The sequence below is a fragment of the Gordonia sp. CPCC 206044 genome (genome assembly GCF_048537895.1).
Taxonomy (GTDB): domain Bacteria; phylum Actinomycetota; class Actinomycetes; order Mycobacteriales; family Mycobacteriaceae; genus Gordonia.
Window position 1 is genome coordinate 153406 of record NZ_JBCLVL010000008.1, and the last position, 19740, is coordinate 173145.

The following is a 19740-nucleotide window of genomic DNA, read 5'->3' on the forward strand; positions in this document are numbered from 1 at the left end:
CTGTCTGTCAGACCGGTTGGAAGGCGAAGGTGAGGACGTCGTCACCTTCGGGGTCGGTGCCGAGCGGGATGATCGTCAGTTCGACGTCCATGCCGAATTTCAGCTTGGCGGGGTCGTTCTCGGTGAGCCGCGCCTCCACGCGGATGACGTCGCCGAGTTGCACCAGGCCCACGCCGAAGGGGACGAAGGTCTCGGGGGTCTCGTCACCGAGGTAGGGCGCGCCCGGCAGGAATCCCTGGGTCGTCCAGGCGACCAAGATCCCGCGGCGGGGCAGTTCGATCTCCGATATCGCCGGCCGGCTGCATCGTGGGCAGAGGGCTTGGACGGGGAAAACCGTTGCGCCGCAATCCTCGCATGAGCTGCCGAGGAGGTGTGGATCGGCCTGCGGCCACGTCGATATCTCGGGTGCGATCATTCGCTGCATCTGTCGTTCCTCACTTGGATGTTGGGTGTTCGGTGCTGGAGGGTGGCCGTCAGTCGGTACCCAGGGCGGCCGCTTGTTCTCGCGCCCAGCGATAATCGGCTTTGCCCACCGGACTCCGTTGCAGGGCGGGCCTGAAGATGACGGACTTGGGCAATTTGTAGCGGGCGATCGTCTGGGCGGCGTGGTCGATGAGTTCGTCGGCGGTGGCGTCAGTGCCCTCGACCAGTTCCACGATCGCCACGACGGCCTCGCCCCACGTGTCACTCGGACGGCCCGCGACGAGGACATCACCCACCGCGGGGTGGGAGGCCAGCGCCATCTCGACCTCCTCGACGAAGATCTTCTCGCCACCCGAGTTGATCGTCACCGAATCGCGCCCCAACAAGTGGATGGTTCCGTCGGCGAGATGGCGGGCGCGGTCGCCGGGCAACGAGAACCGCCTGCCGTCGACAACCGGGAACGTCTTGGCGGTCTTGGCGGCGTCGCCCTTGTAACCGAGCGGCACAAAGCCCTGCTGCGCGAGCCATCCGATACCGTCATGGCCGGGTTCGACAACCTTGTCGATCTCCTCGGAGATCACACACGTGTTGGGTCCGGCGGTGAAGGTCCCGGTGGACACCGCGCCCGCACTCGACACATGCGTCATCTGTGCGCCCGTCTCCGACGACCCGACGCCGTCGAGAACTATTGCGTTGGGTAGGACTGCGAGCAGGCGTTCCTTGACCGTCGGGGACAGAATGGCACCGCCGCTCGCGATCACCGCGATGGATGAGATGTCTCGATCGCCGCGTTCGAACGTGGTGAGCAGGGGACGGGCGATCGCGTCGCCGACCACCATCAGCACCAACGGTTTCTCGCGTTCGATGGACGCGGCCACCGCCTCGGCGTCAAGGCGATCGGCGACCGGGGACAGGACGATCGTGTTCCCTGACGTCAACGCGGACATCACGGCCCATTGCGCGGCGCCGTGGATGAGCGGTGGCAACACGAAGACCTTCAACCCGGTGCCCGAGCGCGCATGTTCGGCGACCTGCTCGAGTGACGTGACCAGCTCACCGCTGTAGACATCGCGGCCTCCGGCGGCCGCCATGTAGATGTCGTGCTGGCGCCACAGCACACCCTTCGGCATCCCGGTGGTGCCGCCGGTATAGAGCACGTACAGATCGTCGGGGGACGGTGTGACCGGAAGCGGGTCGGCTGAGTTCGTCGCGACCACCTGCTCGTAGTCGACTGCGCCCGGGAGCAGTTCGTTGCCCGAGTCGTCGGCGATCTGGATCAGCACTCGTAGGTTCGGTAGGTCAGGGAGCAGTTCTGCGAGTTGGGGCGCGAAGGCTGCGTGGTAGACGAGTGCGGTCGCACCCGAATCGGCCAGCAGGTACAGCAGTTCGTTCTTGACATAGCGATAATTGACATTGAATGGCGCCACCCGAGCGCGAAACGCGGCCAGCATGGTCTCGAGGTACTCATTGCCGTTGTGGGCATAGATGCCGAGCAGATCTTGGCCGACCTCGTGGCCGGCCAGCTCGGCGCGCTCGGTGCGTGTGCCGAGACCGCACCCGTGCAGATACGTGGCGAGTCGTTTCGACCGGTCCGCGATCTGGCTGGTGGTCAGATGTCGATCGCCGAACACGATGAGCTCACGATCGGGGACCGCCGCTGCCACCGCGTCGGCGACCTCGGGTAGGGAGAACTCGCGGGTCGGGGTGGTCGTGGACTCAAGCACGTCTGCTCCTCTGGGCGTCGACAATCGGTGGCTCAGGGCGCCACGGTCACAGTAACTGTAAGCACTACGGAAAGCCTTGCGATAGGGTTCGGCCGCATTTGTTCCTCGAATTCCCGCGGACGTGTGCGAAGCGGCGTCAGCGCCCCGTCCAGGCCGGTGGCCGTCGCTCGGCGAAGGCAATCGAACCCTCGCGCGCATCGTCGCTCGACAGCACCTGCGCGAGTTCGTGGCGGAGGAGCTCCCGGTGATCGGGACCGGCCGTCGACGCGTTGCGCATGTGCCGCTTGGTGAACCGCACGGCGAGCGGGGCGTTTGCAGCGATGGCGGTGGCGAATCGATCCGCCTCGGCGATCACGTCGCGGGCGGGGACGACGCGGTTGACCAGGCCCAGCGCGTGTGCGCGTGCAGCGTCCATCGTCGCCCCGGTCAGTCCGAGTTCCAGTGCCACGCCCAATGGGACACGACTGGGCAGCTCGGAGATACCGCCACCTGCGGCCACCAGGCCGCGTCGGACCTCGGGCAGGGCGAAGGTGGCATGATCTGCCGCCACCACCAGGTCACAGGCCAGGATCAGCTCGAAGCCCACGCCGAGCGCGCGTCCGTTGACCGCGGCGACCACGGGTTTGGGGAAGCCTCGGGTCAGGAGCACCTCGAGTCCCGGGCCCTCGGTCGGCCGGGGAGGTGCCCCGAGCGCGGCGAAGGCGCGCAGATCGAGGCCGGCGCAGAACGATGTGTCGCCACTCGCGGTGAGCACGAGCGCTCTGACGCCGTCGTCGATCTCCGCAGCGGAGAAGGCACGACCGATCGCGCCCATGGTCTCACCGTCGAGTACGTTGTGGCGTTCCGGCCGGTCGATCGTGACTGTGAGTACTGCGCCGTGCTGGCCGACGAGGACGGACAAGAAATTCTCCAGGGTGTGTGGGACACGGTGCGAGTTCGGTCGGAGCCGACCGTCAAGCGCGTGGTCCGCTGCTCACGCCGCCCCGCGAGGGGTCGCCGAGGCCACCCGGGCCTCGATGAGACGCTCCGCGTGGTCGAGGATGCACAGCAGGCCGAATTCGAAGTTGCGATCGTCGGGGGCGCCGCCGGTGTGTCCGTGTGCCGCGGCCTGCGCGAGGATGGGGGTCGACTCGGGGGAGATGGCCAGGTCCTCGTAGTACGTGCGCGCCGCCGGGTCCGCTGCCTTGCTCTTCTGGTGCAGTCGGGTCAGCACGATGGATCCGTGCAGGTGCAACTGGAGCGCGGAGAAGGTGTCGAATGCATCGTCGAAATTCAATCCGGCATCCACCAATCGGGCGACCAGGCTTTCGATGTGTTTGGCGCCGAGTTCGGAGTACCGAGGGCTCAAGGTGGTTCGGATGAGGATCAGATCCACCAGAATCGGGTTTCCGAGGAAGGCCTGGCGCATGGTGTGGGCGTACTGCTCGAGTGATTCGCGCCAGTCGTCGGAGGCCGGTAGCGGCACGGCGAGCAGGTACTCACGCAGCGCGCGATCGGTCATCGCGTTGAGGAGTTCGTCCTTCTTGCGGAAGTACCAGTAGATACTCGTGACACCGACGCCGAGGTGTTTGCCGAGCGTGGGCATGCTCAGGTTGTCGATGGAGACAACCTCCGCGAGCTCGAAGGCGCCGGCGATGATGTCGTCGGGATCGATCGAGCCACGTTCGCGACGTTGCCGGTTACGTCCGGTGCTCTGCTTCGCCATGCTGCTGCCTCTCACTGTCCTGCCGCATCGTCGCGGCGGATTACGTCGCCGATGCTGCGGTTCACCGACCGCCCGTCGGGGCATACCTGTGGTACGAGCTTACGGTAAACAGTACAGTAATTGCATCGGACCGGGTGTGAAATCCTGGCGGTGACCGCACGCGAAGCTCCTTGCGGAACGTTCTACCGATAGGTATACAGTAGGCATGCTCACAAACGGCATCGCAGCAAGAAGGAGGTGGGGTTCGATGCACTCGGCCGCACCGTCTGGACGGGGGAATCGGTGAGTCTTGCCAAGGAGGGGCCCGGAGACGTCGTCGATGTCGACCAGGGTGCCGTGCTCTACGAGGTGTCCTCGGGCGGCGTCGCGGTGCTCACGTTCAACCGGCCGGACCGCCTCAATGCGTGGGCGGCTGACATCGCCCACGAGTTCTATGCACGCATCGACGCTGCAGAAGCCGATCCCGAGGTCAGGGTCATCGTGATCACGGGTCGAGGGCGTGCCTTCTGTGCCGGCGCGCATATGGGAACCGTCGACCAGGTCGGCTCACTGGCCGACGGAGGTCCGGTGGACGTGGATGCCGCAGTGGGCGAACGCCCCGCGCACTTTCTCCTGTCTCTGCGCAAGCCGGTCATCGCGGCGATCAATGGGGCATGCGTGGGTATAGGCCTGACCCACGCACTCATGTGCGATGTCCGGTTCGCCGCGTCGGGCGCGAAGTTCGCGGTTCCGTTCGCCCGGCGTGGACTCATCGCCGAGCACGGGATCTCCTGGATCCTGCCCAGGATCGCCGGCCCGGCGGTGGCCAGAGAGCTCCTGCTCAGCGGGCGGACGTTCCTTGCCGAAGAGGCTGCGGATCTCGGACTGGTCACAGCGTTGGTACCGCCCGAGGAACTCCTCACGCATGCTGTGACATACGCGGAGGAGATCGCATCGAAATGCTCCCCGAACTCACTCGAGGTGATCAAGCGTCAGATCCTGACCGATGCCGACGGTTCGGCGGACCAGGCCACTGCGCGTGCCGAGGTCGCCATGGCGCAATCGCTCACCCGGCCCGACGTCATCGAGGGAATCACGGCCTTCCTCGAGAAGCGAACCCCACAGTTTCCCCCGCTGTCGCGACGCGAGCGCGGCAACGGGGTCGAACACCACTGACCGCAGCGAACGATTCGCAAACCGGAGGACAACATGAACGAACTCGGATACCTGTCGATCGACGTCGACAACCACTACTACGAGCCGCTGGACGCCTTCACACGGCACCTGCCGAAGGAATTCCGCCGACGGGGTGTGCGGATGCTGCAGGACGGCAAGCACACCGTGGCGGTCATGGGGGAGAGGGTCAATCGGTTCATCCCGAACCCGACGTTCGATCCCATCATCGAGCCCGGTTGCCTCGACCTGATGTTCCGTGGGCAGATTCCCGAGGGCGTCGACCCGGCATCGCTGATGAAGGTGGAGGAACTCGGGTTGCGTCCGGAGTATCAGAACCGGGATGCGCGCATCAAGGTGCTGGAGAACCAGGAACTGGAGTCGATCTTCATGTTCCCCACCTTCGGGTGTGGTGTCGAGGAGGCCCTGAAGAAGGACATCCCGGCGACCATGGCGTCACTTCACGCCTTCAACCTGTGGCTCGACGAGGACTGGGGATTCGACCGTCCCGACCACAAGATCTACACCGCCCCGATGATCTCGCTGGCTGATCCGGAGGCGGCTGCCGCCGAGGTCGACTTCGTCATCGCCCGGGGCGCCAAGCTCGTGCATATCCGACCTGCCCCGGTCCCCGGGTCGCCCAAGCCGCGCTCGCTCGGTCATCCGAGTCACGATCCGGTCTGGGCACGCCTGGCCGAGGCCAACGTTCCCGTCGCGTTCCACCTCGGCGACAGCGGCTATCTCCAGATCGCGGCCATGTGGGGCGGCAAGGAGAACTTCGAGGGCTTCGGCACCACCGACCCGTTCGACAAGGTCGTCGTCGACGACCGGGCCATCCACGACACGATTGCCTCGCTGATCGTGCACGGCGTCTTCGTGCGGCACCCGAAACTGCGCGTGGCGAGCATCGAGAACGGTTCCGAGTGGGTGCACCGCCTCATCAAGCGGCTGCACAAGCTCGCCAACCAGTATCCGAAGTCGTTCTCGGACAACCCCGTCGACGAACTCCGCGAGCATGTGTGGATCGCGCCGTACTACGAGGAGGACGTCAAACACCTCGCCAACACGATCGGCACCGAACGCGTCCTGTTCGGATCGGATTGGCCGCACGGTGAAGGCCTCGAGGACCCGACCTCATACGTTCAGGATCTCGCCGGACTCAGCAGCGATGAGGAGATCCGAAAGGTCATGCGCGAGAACGCTCTTGACTATCTGGGAGTGTCCGTTTCATCGGTCGCATGAGATTCGCCGGCCGGACCTGGGGTGCAGACAAGCTCGGGTCCGGCTGCGTTTGTCACGACCTTTCCACCTCCCGGACCCGGGAAGATTCGGAGTATTCATGTCGCGCAAGGTGATCGATTGTCTCGTCAACGTCCACTTCGGTGAGACCGAGAAGCAGCCCGGTTGGATGCTGGCTGTGCGGGACAACTATTTCAAGGGTGCCAAGTCCATGTTCGACGCGGCCGACATGTCGGAACTGCTCGACGAGATGGATGAGCAGGGCGTGGAGAAGGCGATTCTCATGGACAATCTGTCCACTCCCTCGGTCACCGCCCGCAAGTTCGTCGAAGCGCGGCCCGACCGGTTCTCTCTCGCGATGGGTGGCGCCAATCTGTTGCGACCGGTGGCCGCGCTGCGTGAACTCGGTGCCGTGGTCGCTGACCTGCCGGTGTCGTACGCCGCCGTCGGCCCGAGCTTCTGGGGTGATGGCCAGTATCCGCCGAGCGATGCGGTCTACTACCCGATGTACGCCAAGTGCGCCGAACTCGAACTGCCCCTGTGTGTCAACACCGGTATTCCCGGACCGCCCATCCCCGGTGAAGTGCAGAATCCCATCCACCTCGACCGCGTCTGTGTGCGGTTCCCCGAGCTGAAACTCTGCATGATCCATGGCGCCGATCCGTGGTGGGACGTGGCGATCCGGCTGCTCATCAAGTATCCGAATCTGCGCCTGATGACCTCTGCGTGGTCGCCAAAGCGCCTGCCCGAGAGTCTCTTGCACTACATGCGCACTCGGGGACCCAAGAAGATCATCTTCGGGTCGGACTGGCCGGTGCTGTCCCAACGCAGACTCATTCCCGAGGCCGAGGCGTTGGACCTGCCGTCGGATGTCCTCGACAACTACCTCTTCGACAACGCCCAGGATTTCTTCTTCGCGGAACGGGGCGATGCCGGTGAATGACGTCGACCACGGTCCGGTCGAACGACCGGACCACACCGAACAGGAGCATTGACATGGATCGATACGAATTGCGAAGGGAAGACTACAGTCTTTCGGCTGATCAGTCGGATCTGCAGACCGCGTACGCGAAGTTCTTCCAGACCTACTCGACCATCGACGTCGTCCGCGCAGCCGAGGAGAACGGGATCGACAGGTCGCTGTGGGAGCGCCTGTGCGCCACCGGTGCCAGCACCATGGCGTTACCAGAGGAAGTCGGCGGGGACGGCGCGACGTTGGTCGACCTGACCCTCGTCGCCGAAGAGATCGGTCGGTGGCTCGCGCCCGTGCCGTGGATCGATCACGTCGTGGCGTCGCGACTTCTCGCCCGGCTCGGCGCACTCTCCGCGGACAACCCGCACTCGGACGCGATCCTGTCGGGCGCACAGATCGTCGGCCTGGACCCACAGATCGACAACGTTGCCGGGCCTCGTCTCGTCGCGACCGGCGCTGTCGCGGATCAGATCGTGGTTCGCGAGGGCGACGATGTCGTCTTGCTGACCTACGACGCGGCGCCCGCGAAGGTCGACAACCTCGGGCGGCTGCCGATGGCGTGGGTCGATCCCGCAACTGCCTCGACTCGTACGGTTCTGGGAAGTGGATCCGCGTCTACCTCGGAATATCAACGCGCGCTTGACGAGTGGCGTCTGCTCACGGCATCGGCGCTCGTCGGACTCGTCGAGCAGACGATGCGAATCGCCGCCGAGTTCGCGACCAGCCGGTACACCTATGGGGTTCCGATCTCGTCCCTCCAGGGTATCTCGCACCCGTTGGCCAACATCGCGATCACCGTGGAAGGCGGTCGTGCACTGGCGCGCAAAGCGGCCTGGTATCTCGATGTCGAACCCGAGGTGCGACCGGAACTGGCCGGCGCTGCCTTCGTGTTCATGTCTGAAGAGGCATCCAAGGCGGCGACGATGGCCGTGCATGTGCAGGGTGGACTCGGCGTCTCCACAGAGGCCGCCGCGACGTCATATCTCGTTCGTGCCCGAGGATGGCCTCTCGCCGGCGGTGATCCGGCGGCCACGGCCCAGCGCGTCGCACACACGGTTGCGCGCAGGGCCGATGTCGCGTCACCGGTTGCCGTGCCGGCCGCGGTCTGAAGGGGGACGAGATGGATTTTTCACGAGTCGACCTCACCGGCGAGGAGCAGGAGTTCCTCGACGAGATCCGGGGCTTCCTCGACCTGCACGTCACCGACGACGTCCGTCGGCGCGATCGGGAGACCGGCGACAATTTCGACGAGACGGTTCACCTCGCGATGGGGGCGGCGGGCTACCTCGAGCGAGAGTACCGCTCTGAAGCGGAGGGTGGCTTCGACCGTGTCCGCAGGCGGTTGTGGGAGTTGGAGAAGCGCCGTGTCCATGTGCCCTGGGTGACGTGGGGAACCACGTCGATCGTTGCACGATCTGTCGAGAAGTTCGGATCGCCGGCGCTTCGGGACGAAGTGCTGCCCAAGGTCTTCAGCGGTCATGTGCGATTGTGCCTGGGATACACCGAGCCCGAGGGCGGCTCGGATGTGGCGACCTGCAAGACGCGCGCTGTGCGTGACGGCGATTACTGGGTCATCAACGGCTCCAAGATGTTCACCACCGGCGCCCACAACTCCCAGTACACCTTCTTGATCACCAACACCGATCCGCAGGCGAAGAAGCACAAGAGTCTCACCATGTTTCTCGTGCCGTTGGACACCTCGGGGATCGAGATCCAGCCGTTGTGGACGGTCGATGGTGATCGGACGAACATCGTGTACTACAGCGATGTCCGCATCGCCGACGAGTACCGGCTCGGCGAAGTCAACGAGGGGTGGACTGTTCTCCGCGGTCCCCTGGACACCGAACACGGTGTGGCCACACCGAATACCGACGGACTGGAGGACGTATCGATCCTGCAGCACCAGGGTTCCTACATGGCGACCACACTCGACAAGGTGGCCGGACTCCTGTCGGTGCCCGACGCAGCCGGCAGGCGACCGGTCGATGGCGGCTCGGTGTCTTATCGTCTCGGACGCAGCGTGGCTCGCGTGGAGGCGGCGTTGAGCACGCCCAACATGTACGGCAGGGTGGCCCTCGCGCAGGCGATGCGCGATGTCGCTCCGGAATTGATGGATGTCCTCAGCGCGTCGTCGGTGTTGCCGATCGAGACACCGGGTGCGATCGACGACGGGGCAAGTGAGTACCTGTTCCGATGGGCACCGCTGTGCGGCATCTACGGCGGCACACTCGAGGTGTTCCGTAACATGATCGCTCAGCATGCCCTCGGCCTGGGCCGAGCCAGCTACGCACAAACTCGTTCCAAGGCGAGTTGACGGGCTACCGAGACAACTGATACGGCTGTTCGACTGCCGCCGATGCGACGCGAGATCGTCCGCGCATCGGCGGCAGAGTCGTGTCTGGACCACATGCCGTGAGCTGGGCTAACGACAGTCAGTGCCTCCGTCGGAAGGAACGCGAAGATCGTTACTGAAAGGCTAACTATTACGCCTACAGTTGTGATAGCGTGATCGCCGTCACGCTAGCTCGGCCGAGGGCCCCAGGTCACAACGGAATCGGATGAATGCGACTCTGCCCGGTCGGGCGAGGCTTCGGCGGTTTGCGGGACTCTCCGAATATTTGTGCGTACGAAGGGTTGTCCGCAGTGACCGATCACATTCAGTTCCTGTTGCTGGGGCTGGGCGCCGGCGGGGTGTTCGCCGCGTTGGCGCTGGCTCTCGTCATCATCTATCGCAGTTCGGGTGTCGTGAACTTCGCGACGGGCTCGATGGCCCTGTGCGGCGCGTACATGTATGCCTACCTCCGCGAGGGCGAACTGCTGTTGCTGATCCCCGGTTTGCCCAAGACCGTCGAGATCGGTGGCGACCCAGGATTCTTCGCTGCCGCGACGATCGCCGTGGTCTTCTGCGCGGTGCTGGGTGCTCTCCTCTATCTGATCGTCTTCCGGCCCTTGCGCAACGCGCCACCGGTCGCACGTGCCGTGGCGTCCATCGGCGTGATGATCGTCTTCGCTGCGGTGACCGCGGCGCAGGCCGGCACGGTCGCGATCGGTGTGGACGCGATCTTCCCGGTGGACGTGCTCGAACTCGGATCAGTTCGGGTGCCGCTGGACCGGCTGTACTTTGCACTCACCGTCGTCGTCATCTCCCTTGTGGTGGCCGCCGGGTACCGGTTCACCCGTTTCGGGCTGGCGACCCGCGCGACGGCGGAGAGCGAGGAAGGTGCCCACGTCAGCGGTCTCTCACCGGACCGTATCGCCGCAGTGAACTGGATGATCGGTTCCGCTGTCGCCGGCCTCGCGGGCATTCTGATCTCCCCGATCGTCCCGCTCACGCCGTACGCCTACACCTTGTTCATCGTGCCGGCACTCGCCGCTGCGATCATCGGCCGGTTCTCCTCGGTCCTCGTCGCGGTCGGTGCGGGGCTGGTCATCGGCATGCTGCAGTCGGAGGCCACTTACCTTCCGCGGGTGTACGACTGGCTGCCCTCCACCGGCCTGGTCGAGTTGGTTCCGCTCATCGTCGTGTTGCTCGTGCTGGTCGTGTGGGCACGTCCGTTGCCTTCGCGCGGGGCGGTGATCGTTTCCGAACTCGGTAATGCGCCCTTTCCTCGGCACATCATCCTGAGCTGTCTGATACCGGCTGCTCTCGTCGTGGTTGCATTGGTGGCAACCAGCGGTGACTGGCGGTCGGCGATCATCACCAGTCTCATCCTCTCGGTGATCGGCCTCTCGCAGGTGGTGGTCACCGGATACGCGGGTCAGGTGTCGTTGGCGCAGCTGGCAATCGCCGGGGCGGCCGCATTCCTGGTCGGACCGATCACGCTGTCCTGGGGCATCCCGTTTCCGATCGCTCCGTTGCTTGCGGCGCTGATCGCGGCTGTCCTCGGCGTCGTCATCGGTATTCCGGCGCTACGCCTACGAGGGCTCACGGTTGCCGTGGTGACTCTCACGATGGCCTTCACCATCGAGGCCATCTGGTTCCGGAACGACCAGTTCGTGGGGGCCGACGGCGTCGAGGTCCCCACCCCGACGATCTTCGGCCTGGACCTGGGCATCGGGTCCGGCGGTGCGTACCCGCGCGTGCAGTTCGGTCTCCTGTGCTTGCTCGTCCTCGTCGCCGTCGGGGCGTGTGTCGCTCTGCTGCGCCGCAGTCAGTTGGGCACGCGACTGCTTGCGGTCCGGGCCAACGAGCGGTCGGCGGCGGCTTCCGGCGTGGACGTGGTTCGCGTCAAATTGGTGGCGTTCGCCATCGGTGCCTTCATCGCCGGACTCGGTGGTTGCCTGTTCGCCTACCAACAGACCAACGTCTCGTTCCAGCCCTTCCAGGTGATCGTGGGTGTCACGTTCTTCGCGACGGTCTACCTTGCCGGGGTCACGTCCATCTCCGGTGGGCTGCTCAGTGGTGTGCTCGGCGCGGGCGGTGTCTTCTATCTCCTGCTCGACCGGCTGATCAGCGGTGGTGAGTGGTATCAGGTGATCGTTGGTGTGGCGTTGGTCGTCACGGTGCTGTTCAATCCGGAAGGAATTGTCGGGCCGGCACATTCGCTGACCGCGCGGATGCGCACGCGACGATCCGGCTCTGCGGCCACGGGTTCGACGGCCATGGGCTCGGCGGTCGCACCGGCCCCACGGACTGTCGATGAGACCGTTGACGTGGAGCTCGGATCGGCCGTGCTGAGCCTGCGGCACGTCACTGTCCGCTACGGCGGCGTCGTGGCGGTGGATGACCTCAGCTTCGACGTCCCCGAGGGTGCCATCGTCGGCCTCATCGGTCCCAACGGCGCCGGAAAGACCACCGCGATCGATGCCATCAGCGGTTTCGCCCGATCATCCGGCGAGGTCGGCCTCGGCGACGTCGATCTGACCCGATTGCGTTCACACAAGCGGATTCGAGCGGGTCTCGGACGTACCTTCCAGGCGATCGAGCTCTATGAGGACCTCAGTGTTCGGGAGAACGTGCTCGTCGGGCTGTCCGGCCGTGGCATATCGGTGCATGTGGACGAGGACGACCTCGACGAGATCTTTTCGACGCTCGGTCTCACGGAAGTCTGCGATGTCCCGGCGGGCAAACTCTCCCAGGGACAGCGGCAGCTCGTCTCGATCGCCCGCGCACTCGCGGGTAACCCGAAGGTGCTGTTGCTCGATGAGCCGGCGGGTGGTCTCGACACCACGGAAAGTGCATGGCTCGGCGAGCGGCTCAAGGCTATTCGGGCCACCGGTGTGACGATTCTGCTCGTCGAGCACGACATGGGTCTCGTACTCAACATCTGCGATGTCATCCAGGTCCTCAACTTCGGCCAACTCCTCGCGACCGGAACTCCCGAGGAGATCCGCAGGAACGCAGATGTTGCGAAGGCCTATCTGGGAACAACTCACGACGATCAACCGGAGAATGCGCCACCGACGTTCGAGCAACATGACAATGTGCGCCCGGCCAACCACGAGGGAGCGGTCCTGTGAGTCTTCAGATACGTGATCTGGTGGCGGGCCATGGAAAGGTTCCGGTCGTTCGAGGTCTCGACGTCGATGTGTCGAACGGGTCGGTGCTGGCCGTGCTCGGACCGAACGGCGCGGGCAAGACGACCTTGATGATGACGCTCGCCGGGCTTCTACCGCGGCTCGGCGGTGAGGTACTCGTGGACGACAAGCCGTTACCGAACGGAAATCCGTCGCGGGCGAACAAGTCCGGAGTGGTGCTCGTTCCGGACAACCGCGCACTTTTCTCGGGCCTCACCGTCGCCGACAATCTCACGATTGCGCGGCGCAAGGGTGGTATGTCGCTGGACGAGATCCTCGATCTCTTTCCCGCGTTACAAGCGCGATGGAAGGTGGCGGCGGGTTCGCTCTCCGGAGGTGAACAGCAGATGCTGGCAGTGGCAAGGGCTCTCGTTCAGAAGCCCTCGGTTCTCCTCATCGACGAGATGAGCATGGGCCTCGCACCGGTGATCGTGGAGAGTCTGCTCCCCATGGTCAGACGGATCGCAGATACGACGGGCACGAGTGTTGTCCTCGTGGAACAGCACGTGCGGCTGGCCCTCGAAGTGGCCGACGACGCAATTGTCCTGGTGCATGGGGATGTCACCCTGCGCGGATCCTCCGCGGAGCTGCGGCGACATCCGGACCGCCTCGAGGCGGCCTACTTCGGAGGTGACATCGCGCACGCCACGGCCTGACTGAGACTTCCATGTCCCCATGTGCCCGGAAGCGCTTCGCGCGCTGAAGATTTCAAATCAGATGATTCGACGACGATCAGGAGACCATGTAGTGAAGACCTCGTGGAGGAAACGGTGGGCTGCTCTGCCGTGTATCGCGGTGGCAGTTGCGCTCGCAGCCACCGGCTGTTCCAGTGACGACAACGATTCGGGTTCGAGCTCGGTTGACGAGTCGGTGCTCGGTACACCCAACAAGGCGACCGGAGCGCCGGTCACCATTCTCCTGCCGACGGCCGGCCCGAAGGCGGCGACGCACACGCAGGAGATCGAAGCCGCGAACGCCGCGGTGTCCTACCTCAACGAGTACCGCGGTGGCATCAACGGCCACCCGATTCAACTCGAGGTATGTGAGGACCAGCTCCAGGTGAGCCTGGCGCGTGAATGTGCGAACAAGGCCGTGGCATCCGGCGCGGTGGCCGTGGTTGCCGGTGATCCGTCCAACCCGGACGCCATCACCAACGTGACCTCACCTGCGGGGCTGAGCTTCCTGGTCAACACAGGTGGTGGCCAGCCCACTCTCAGCCTGCCCAACACCCATGTCCTGAGCAACAGCATCGCCGGGCTCCTCGGCATCCCCGCGTACTACGCCCAGAAGAAGGACATCAAGAAAGTCGCCATTCTGGCGATCGACGCCCCGATCGCGACCGGGCCACTGAAGGCTCTCGGACCGCTGGTCTTCGGCAACGCGGGCGCCCAGATGGATCTGATCACGGTTCCGCCGGGTACGGCCGACATGACCCCGCAGGTTCAGGCAGCGTTGAAGAATGGCGACGGGGCGTTCCACATCCTCGGCGATGTGCCCTTCTGCACCAGCGCGTTGAAGGCGATGCAGACTCTGAACGCGGACAAGCCCGTCACCACCGTGAGCCAGTGTGTCGGTACGCCGGAGGATGCCAAGCAGCTCCCGGGCGGTTACGCGGGGATCACGATGTCTGTCTCCCACGATCTGGATCCGGCAGCGGAGGACACCAAGATCTTCGAGGCGGCGCTCGAGAAGTATGACGCCACGGGTGCCGAAGACGGCGTGTCCGCCTACATGTCGGTGCTCGCGTTCCAGCGTGCCCTCGACGGCATGCCCGGTGAGGTGAACCGTAAGACCGTCGCCGCTCGGCTCAACGCCATGCCGGAACCGGTCAAGACACCGCTGTACGGCGATGCCAGCTTCCAGTGCGGAACGAAGCCTATCTCGATCGCACCGAACATCTGCCAGGCGTCGGCGTTGGCCGGTGAACTGAAAGAGGACGGAACGATCTCGAACACCGAGACCCTCGATCTCGCTCCGCTGTTCAAGATGCCCAGTGCCTGACACCCCCGGCATTCTGATCTGAGCCTCGACCTCGGTCCGAGTCACATCGGACCGAGGTCGACTCATCTGTCGGTGGTCTCCGGGCGCACACGAAAGCGGGCTGGTACATCCGACATCGGATGTACCAGCCCGCCTGGCGTTGGAACATATGTCAGAGAACGGCTCCCGAGACCTTGGCGGCGATGATGGCATCCCAGTCCAAGCCCAGCTCCTGCAGGATCTCTTCGGTGTGCTCGCCGTGCTCCGGAGAACGGGCCGGAGTGGCCGGAGCCCCGTCGAACTGGATGGGCGCAGAGACCGTCCGGAAGACGTTTCCGTCGGTGTCGGGAACACTCATCAGATAGCCGTTGGCAACGGCCTGTGGGTCGTCGAGCACCTCTTCGGGAGTTTGGATCGTCTCCCATACCCCGGGTTCGTCGGCGAGTACTTTCTGCCAGTCCGCGAGGTCTCGCTCGGCGAAGATCTCGCGGAGGACCTTTGTGGCCTCGTCCTTGTTGCGCGTCAGGTTGGCCAGAGGGGTGAAGCGTTCGTCGACACCGAGTTCGGGTCGCCCGATGCGTTCGCAGAAACCTTTCCAATACCTGTCGGCCTGAAGGAACAGCAACTGCACCCATCGCCCGTCGCGGGTCTTGTACCGATTGACCGCGGGATTGGGCGCGTCGCCGAACACGTAGGGAGGGACGCGTTCGATGCCGTGGTAGTCGGCTGCCGAGATGTCCGGCGCCACCGCCCACATACCTTGCGCGAGCAGGGATCCGTCGACCACCGAGGTGCGCCCGGTGCGTTCACGTGCGAAGAGCGCGGCGGCGATCCCGCCGGCGAGGGTGCTCCCGCCCTGCAGGTCGCCGAACGCGGGACCCTGCGCGAACGGGAACTCGGCATTCGCCGGCGACAGGGCATTCGCGACGCCGGCCCGGGCAGTGTAGGACGATCCGTCGAACCCGCCCTTGTCCCGATCGGGGCCGAGGGGGCCCTGGCCGCTGCCCCGCGCGATGATTACTTTCGGGTTGTAGGAGCGGATCTTCTCGATCGACAGGCCGGCACGATCGAGCTGTCCCGGAAGCCAATTCGTGAGGAAGACATCGGCTTTGGCGATGAGCTTGCCGAGGATGTCGAGCCCCTCCGGGGTCTTGATGTCCATGGCGATACTGCGTTTGCCGTGGTTTCCGATCTCCATCATGAAGTTGGCCTTGACCCGCGAATCCGCCGGGTCGAGACCGCCGACGGTGAGATAGCGGCAGGGATCGCCGCCCTTCGTGTCCTCGATCTTTATGACGTCGGCGCCCCAATCGCGGAGTATGACCCCCGCGCTGGGCACATACGTCCATGACGCCAGTTCCACGACGACGACACCGTTGAGCAGATCGGACATCCGGATTCCCTTCAGAAAAGATTGGCATTACGGCATTGAGAGATATTACTGTAAGAATTACAGTTAGTCATCCGGTCGAGCGGTTCCGGGCGCGAGCGACGTCTGGTTCCGAGGTCGGTGCGGGCCCGTGTCATCGCTTGCGATGGCAGCAATGAACCGAGTGCTCTCGGAGATCAGGAGAACGGTGTGAGCGAAGTCGTGGAGAGTACGGAACCGTCGAGCGTTGAGTTCGGCCGACGAGCTGCCGCGCGAGCGGAGACCAGGCTGCTCATCGACGGCGCCCTGGTATCCGCCACGGGCGATGCGACCTATGAGAATCTCAGTCCGGCAACCGGGTTGATACTGGGTGTGGCCGCGGCCGCGAGCGTGCAGGACATGGATCGGGCCATCGGGGCCGCGCGGCGAGCTTTCGACGACACCGACTGGTCGACGAACCGGGCGCTCCGCAAGCGCTGCCTCGAGCAGTTCCAGGCAGCCATCGAGTCCGAGAAGGAAGAGCTGCGGGAAGAACTCGTCGCCGAGGTCGGATGCCCGGTGATGTCCACCAACGATGCCCAGCTCGACTGGCCGCTGGCCCAGTCGCTGCGTTATCCCGCCTCGCTCATCGACGACTTCGAATGGGAGCGGGTGCTCGACGGCGGCGGTTTGTTCGGTCCGCGAAACGTGCGCACCGTGTTCAAGGAGCCGGCCGGCGTCGTTGCGGCGATCACCCCGTCGAACTATCCCATCGAGGTGATCCTCAACAAACTCGGTCCGGCACTGGCCGCCGGCAACACCGTGGTACTCAAGCCGGACCCGAACACCCCATGGAACGCAGCGCGGCTGGGCCGACTGATCGCGGAGAAGACCGATTTCCCCGCCGGCGTCGTCAACGTGGTGACCACGCCGGACAACGAGGTCGCAGGGATTCTCGCGACTGATCCGCGGGTCGACCTGATCTCGTTCACCGGGTCGACCGCTGTGGGACGTCACCTCATGCGGGAGGGTGCGTCCACGATGAAGAGGACCTTCCTCGAACTCGGTGGTAAGTCGGCACTCATCGTCCTCGACGACGCAGATCCCGCCAAGGTGGCGATGAGTGCGGTCGGTTCCTGCGCTCATGCCGGTCAGGCCTGCGCGGTCAACAGCCGCGTATTGGTTCACCAGTCGCTCTTCGACGAGGTCGTGGCCAACGTGACCGCGGCGTACACCGCGATCCCCGTCGGCGATCCCGCGCTGCCGGGGACCTTCGTGGGCCCGTTGATCAGCGCGGCCCAGAAGAAGCGGGTGCTCGACGTACTCGATCGCGCGCGCGCAGAGGGAGCGGAATTCCGTACTGGCGGTGGCGAGTACGCGGATTTGCCGGACCACCTGCGCAACGGCCATTTCGTGGCACCGACGGTGGTCACGGGCGTTGACAACAGCGCGGCGATCGCACAGCAGGAGATCTTCGGTCCGGTGGTGATCTTGCTGCCGTTCACCGACGACGACGATGCGGTGCGGATCGCCAACGACAGTGCGTTCGGTCTCGCGGGCGCGGTCGCGTCGTCCTCCGCCGAACGCGGCATGTCCGTGGCCCGCCGGATCCGGACCGGATCCGTGGGGGTCAACGGCGGAATGTTCTACGGAGCCGATGCGCCGTTCGGCGGCTACAAGAACAGCGGTGTCGGTCGGCAGTGCGGTCTCGAGGGGTTCGAACAATACCTGGAGACCAAGACCATCGGCTGTCGTGTACCGAAGACCGACGGCTGAGGCAACGGTTCAGATTCACACCACAGGGTGACGACAGGAAGGCATCACAAGATGGGAAAGCTCGACAACAAGGTGGCGATCGTATCGGGCGCCGCACGTGGACAGGGACGGTCGCATGCGCTCGGTCTCGCGGCGGAGGGTGCGAGCATCATCGCACTCGACATCTGCGCGGATCTCGACGGCAACACCTATCCGCTGGCACGGCCGGAGGACCTCGAGGAGACCGTACGGTTCATCGAGAAGGAGGGCGTGCGCGTGCACTCGGTGGTGGCCGACGTCCGTGAGCGCAGCGCGGTGTGGAATGCCATCGCTGAAGGGGTCGACAAGCTGGGCCGACTCGACATCGTCGTCGCAAATGCGGGTATCTGTCCGATGGGCGAAGGTCAGACCCTGCAATCATGGTCGGACACCATCGACACCGACCTGGCCGGCGTGTTCAACGTGATCCAGGGCAGTCTGCCACATCTCGGTGACGGTGCGTCGATCATCGCCACCGGTTCGCTGGCCGCGCAACTCGGTAGTGCCACCAATCAGGGACCCGGTGGGTCCGCGTACAGTCTGGCCAAGCAGATGGTGGCCCGCTACGTCAACGATCTCGCGGTGCAGTTGGCCAAGAAGAACATTCGGATCAACGCAGTACACCCGACCAACGTGAACACCGACATGTTGCACAACGAGGGGATGTACAAGGTGTTCCGCCCCGACCTCGAACACCCGACGCGTGAGGACGCCGAGGTCGCCTTCCCGGCCATGCAGGCCATGCGGGTTCCCTACATCGAGCCCAAGGACGTGTCCGACGCGGTGGTCTTCCTGGCGAGTGACTCCGCTCGCTACATCACCGGTACCCAACTGCGCATCGATGCGGGCGGCTACGTGAAGTCGGTGCCCTGGAAGGGGTGATCCCGCGCCCTGCGATCCGGCGACGGATACGCGGAGAACTGTTACTGTAAGGCTTACGGTATAGTTCCGGGCAATGACGGGCGTTGTGTGGCCGGACAGGTCGCCGGCCCATTCGTCGGGGAATGGGCCGGCGACCCGGCCGAGCGGTCGGTTAGGACTCAAGAGAAGCGAGGTGGCGGCGGTGTCAGAAGTCATTGGATTCATCGGTGCAGGGCAGATGGGTGAGCCGATGGTCCGTCGGTTGGTCGACGCAGGCCATGAGGTCGTGCTGTATGCGCGTCGCCCCGAGGTGCGTGAGCGATTGGCGGAAGCGGGAGCGAGCCTGGCGGATTCGGTCGCCGACGCCGCTGCGCGTGCCGACATCCTGATCCTGTGCCTCTTCTCCGATGCACAGTTGGTCGATCTCGCCGGTGGCCCGGACGGGTATCTGACCAACGCGCGATCGACAAGTGTCGTGGTCTCCCACGTCACCGGCAACGTCAGTACGTTGGAGAAGCTCGTTGCCGAGTTCCCCGACGGCCCAGAGATCATCGACGCGCCCGTCAGCGGATCGGCCAAGGACATTGCGGCGGGCGAGATCACGGTGCTCGTCGGTGGAAACGAGGCGGCGGTGGACCGGGCCGAACCGGTACTGGCGGCGTATGCGAAGCCGATCATCCGAACCGGCGGGCTCGGCAGCGCGCTCAACCTCAAGCTGGTCAACAACATCCTGTTCGCGGCCAACGCCCAACTGACCGCCGCAGCAGTGGAACTCGGGAATCGACTCGGTATCGGCAGCGAGCAGCTGCTGTCGGCGATCGCATTGTCGAGTGGTCGCAGCTACGCTCTGGCATCGGTGAAATCCCTCGGTGACGTCGCGCGCTTCACCGAGGTCGCCGCTCCGTTCCTGCGCAAGGACGTCTCGGCGTGCGTGGTGGCCGCGGAGGAAGCCGGCATCGACCTGGGTTGGCTCCGGTCGGTGGTCGACGCAGGTCCGCTCGAGTTGTCGTGAATGACGCCGACA

Annotated in this window: 16 protein-coding genes; 11 read left to right on the forward strand and 5 right to left on the reverse strand. The window is 64.8% G+C overall.

What is annotated here, in order from left to right; translation table 11 throughout:
* Window positions 1–7: 7 nt before the first annotated feature.
* The 4 genes from AAFP35_RS14780 to AAFP35_RS14795 all read right to left on the reverse strand — a co-directional run bounded on the left by AAFP35_RS14780 (window position 8) and on the right by AAFP35_RS14795 (window position 3852).
* Entirely contained in the window at window positions 8–424 is a 417-nt protein-coding gene (locus tag AAFP35_RS14780) for a Zn-ribbon domain-containing OB-fold protein (RefSeq protein WP_419222385.1), read from the reverse strand.
* A gap of 49 nt (window positions 425–473) precedes the next feature.
* Window positions 474–2147: an acyl-CoA synthetase gene (locus AAFP35_RS14785; RefSeq protein WP_419222386.1), complete on the reverse strand. Its 1674-nt coding sequence runs from the start codon at window positions 2145–2147 to the stop codon at window positions 474–476.
* A gap of 136 nt (window positions 2148–2283) precedes the next feature.
* Window positions 2284–3048: an enoyl-CoA hydratase/isomerase family protein gene (locus AAFP35_RS14790; RefSeq protein WP_419222387.1), complete on the reverse strand. Its 765-nt coding sequence runs from the start codon at window positions 3046–3048 to the stop codon at window positions 2284–2286.
* A 72-nt stretch (window positions 3049–3120) separates the two neighbouring features.
* Window positions 3121–3852 (reverse strand): TetR/AcrR family transcriptional regulator, encoded by a 732-nt coding sequence (locus tag AAFP35_RS14795; protein WP_419222388.1) that lies wholly within the window; start codon window positions 3850–3852, stop codon window positions 3121–3123.
* Window positions 3853–4134: 282 nt separating this feature from the next.
* Between AAFP35_RS14795 and AAFP35_RS14800 the strand changes: the two genes are divergently transcribed.
* From AAFP35_RS14800 to AAFP35_RS14835, 8 genes are all read left to right on the forward strand, one after another.
* On the forward strand, window positions 4135–5007 hold the full coding sequence (locus AAFP35_RS14800; protein WP_419222507.1) for an enoyl-CoA hydratase: 873 nt from the start codon (window positions 4135–4137) through the stop codon (window positions 5005–5007).
* Window positions 5008–5040: 33 nt separating this feature from the next.
* Complete coding sequence (locus AAFP35_RS14805; protein WP_419222389.1) at window positions 5041–6246, forward strand: amidohydrolase family protein; 1206 nt, start codon at window positions 5041–5043, stop codon at window positions 6244–6246.
* Window positions 6247–6343: 97 nt separating this feature from the next.
* Complete coding sequence (locus tag AAFP35_RS14810) at window positions 6344–7186, forward strand: amidohydrolase family protein (protein ID WP_419222390.1); 843 nt, start codon at window positions 6344–6346, stop codon at window positions 7184–7186.
* 53 nt (window positions 7187–7239) lie between these two features.
* Window positions 7240–8325 (forward strand): acyl-CoA dehydrogenase family protein, encoded by a 1086-nt coding sequence (locus AAFP35_RS14815; RefSeq protein WP_419222391.1) that lies wholly within the window; start codon window positions 7240–7242, stop codon window positions 8323–8325.
* Between the two features lie 11 nt (window positions 8326–8336).
* Entirely contained in the window at window positions 8337–9530 is a 1194-nt protein-coding gene (locus tag AAFP35_RS14820) for an acyl-CoA dehydrogenase family protein (protein WP_419222392.1), read from the forward strand.
* 329 nt (window positions 9531–9859) lie between these two features.
* Window positions 9860–12676 (forward strand): ABC transporter permease subunit, encoded by a 2817-nt coding sequence (locus AAFP35_RS14825; protein WP_419222393.1) that lies wholly within the window; start codon window positions 9860–9862, stop codon window positions 12674–12676.
* A complete protein-coding gene (locus AAFP35_RS14830) occupies window positions 12673–13389 on the forward strand; it encodes an ABC transporter ATP-binding protein (RefSeq protein ID WP_419222394.1) in 717 nt (238 codons plus the stop codon). Before AAFP35_RS14825 ends, AAFP35_RS14830 begins: the two co-directional genes overlap by 4 nt.
* A 91-nt stretch (window positions 13390–13480) precedes the next feature.
* The gene (locus tag AAFP35_RS14835) at window positions 13481–14734 is read left to right on the forward strand and encodes an ABC transporter substrate-binding protein (protein ID WP_419222395.1); all 1254 of its coding nucleotides are present in this window, start codon (window positions 13481–13483) and stop codon (window positions 14732–14734) included.
* Window positions 14735–14885: 151 nt separating this feature from the next.
* Here the strand turns inward: AAFP35_RS14835 and AAFP35_RS14840 are convergent, their stop codons facing one another.
* Window positions 14886–16106: a CaiB/BaiF CoA transferase family protein gene (locus tag AAFP35_RS14840; protein WP_419222396.1), complete on the reverse strand. Its 1221-nt coding sequence runs from the start codon at window positions 16104–16106 to the stop codon at window positions 14886–14888.
* 186 nt (window positions 16107–16292) lie between these two features.
* On the opposite strand from AAFP35_RS14840, the gene AAFP35_RS14845 reads away from it, so the two are divergent.
* The 3 genes from AAFP35_RS14845 (at window position 16293) to AAFP35_RS14855 (ending at window position 19728) form a co-directional block, all read left to right on the forward strand.
* Window positions 16293–17837 (forward strand): aldehyde dehydrogenase family protein, encoded by a 1545-nt coding sequence (locus AAFP35_RS14845; protein ID WP_419222397.1) that lies wholly within the window; start codon window positions 16293–16295, stop codon window positions 17835–17837.
* Between the two features lie 51 nt (window positions 17838–17888).
* On the forward strand, window positions 17889–18737 hold the full coding sequence (locus tag AAFP35_RS14850) for a mycofactocin-coupled SDR family oxidoreductase (protein ID WP_419222398.1): 849 nt from the start codon (window positions 17889–17891) through the stop codon (window positions 18735–18737).
* Window positions 18738–18918: 181 nt separating this feature from the next.
* Window positions 18919–19728, forward strand: a complete 810-nt coding sequence (locus tag AAFP35_RS14855; RefSeq protein WP_419222399.1) for an NAD(P)-dependent oxidoreductase — start codon at window positions 18919–18921, stop codon at window positions 19726–19728.
* Window positions 19729–19740: the final 12 nt, after the last annotated feature.

Coding starts and splice junctions, on each gene's coding strand:
- AAFP35_RS14780 (WP_419222385.1), bottom strand. CDS start 424: ATGCAGCGAATGATCGCACCCGAGATATCGACGTGGCCGCAGGCCGAT.
- AAFP35_RS14795 (WP_419222388.1), bottom strand. CDS start 3,852: ATGGCGAAGCAGAGCACCGGACGTAACCGGCAACGTCGCGAACGTGGC.
- AAFP35_RS14805 (WP_419222389.1), top strand. CDS start 5,041: ATGAACGAACTCGGATACCTGTCGATCGACGTCGACAACCACTACTAC.
- AAFP35_RS14810 (WP_419222390.1), top strand. CDS start 6,344: ATGTCGCGCAAGGTGATCGATTGTCTCGTCAACGTCCACTTCGGTGAG.
- AAFP35_RS14815 (WP_419222391.1), top strand. CDS start 7,240: ATGGATCGATACGAATTGCGAAGGGAAGACTACAGTCTTTCGGCTGAT.
- AAFP35_RS14820 (WP_419222392.1), top strand. CDS start 8,337: ATGGATTTTTCACGAGTCGACCTCACCGGCGAGGAGCAGGAGTTCCTC.
- AAFP35_RS14840 (WP_419222396.1), bottom strand. CDS start 16,106: ATGTCCGATCTGCTCAACGGTGTCGTCGTCGTGGAACTGGCGTCATGG.
- AAFP35_RS14850 (WP_419222398.1), top strand. CDS start 17,889: ATGGGAAAGCTCGACAACAAGGTGGCGATCGTATCGGGCGCCGCACGT.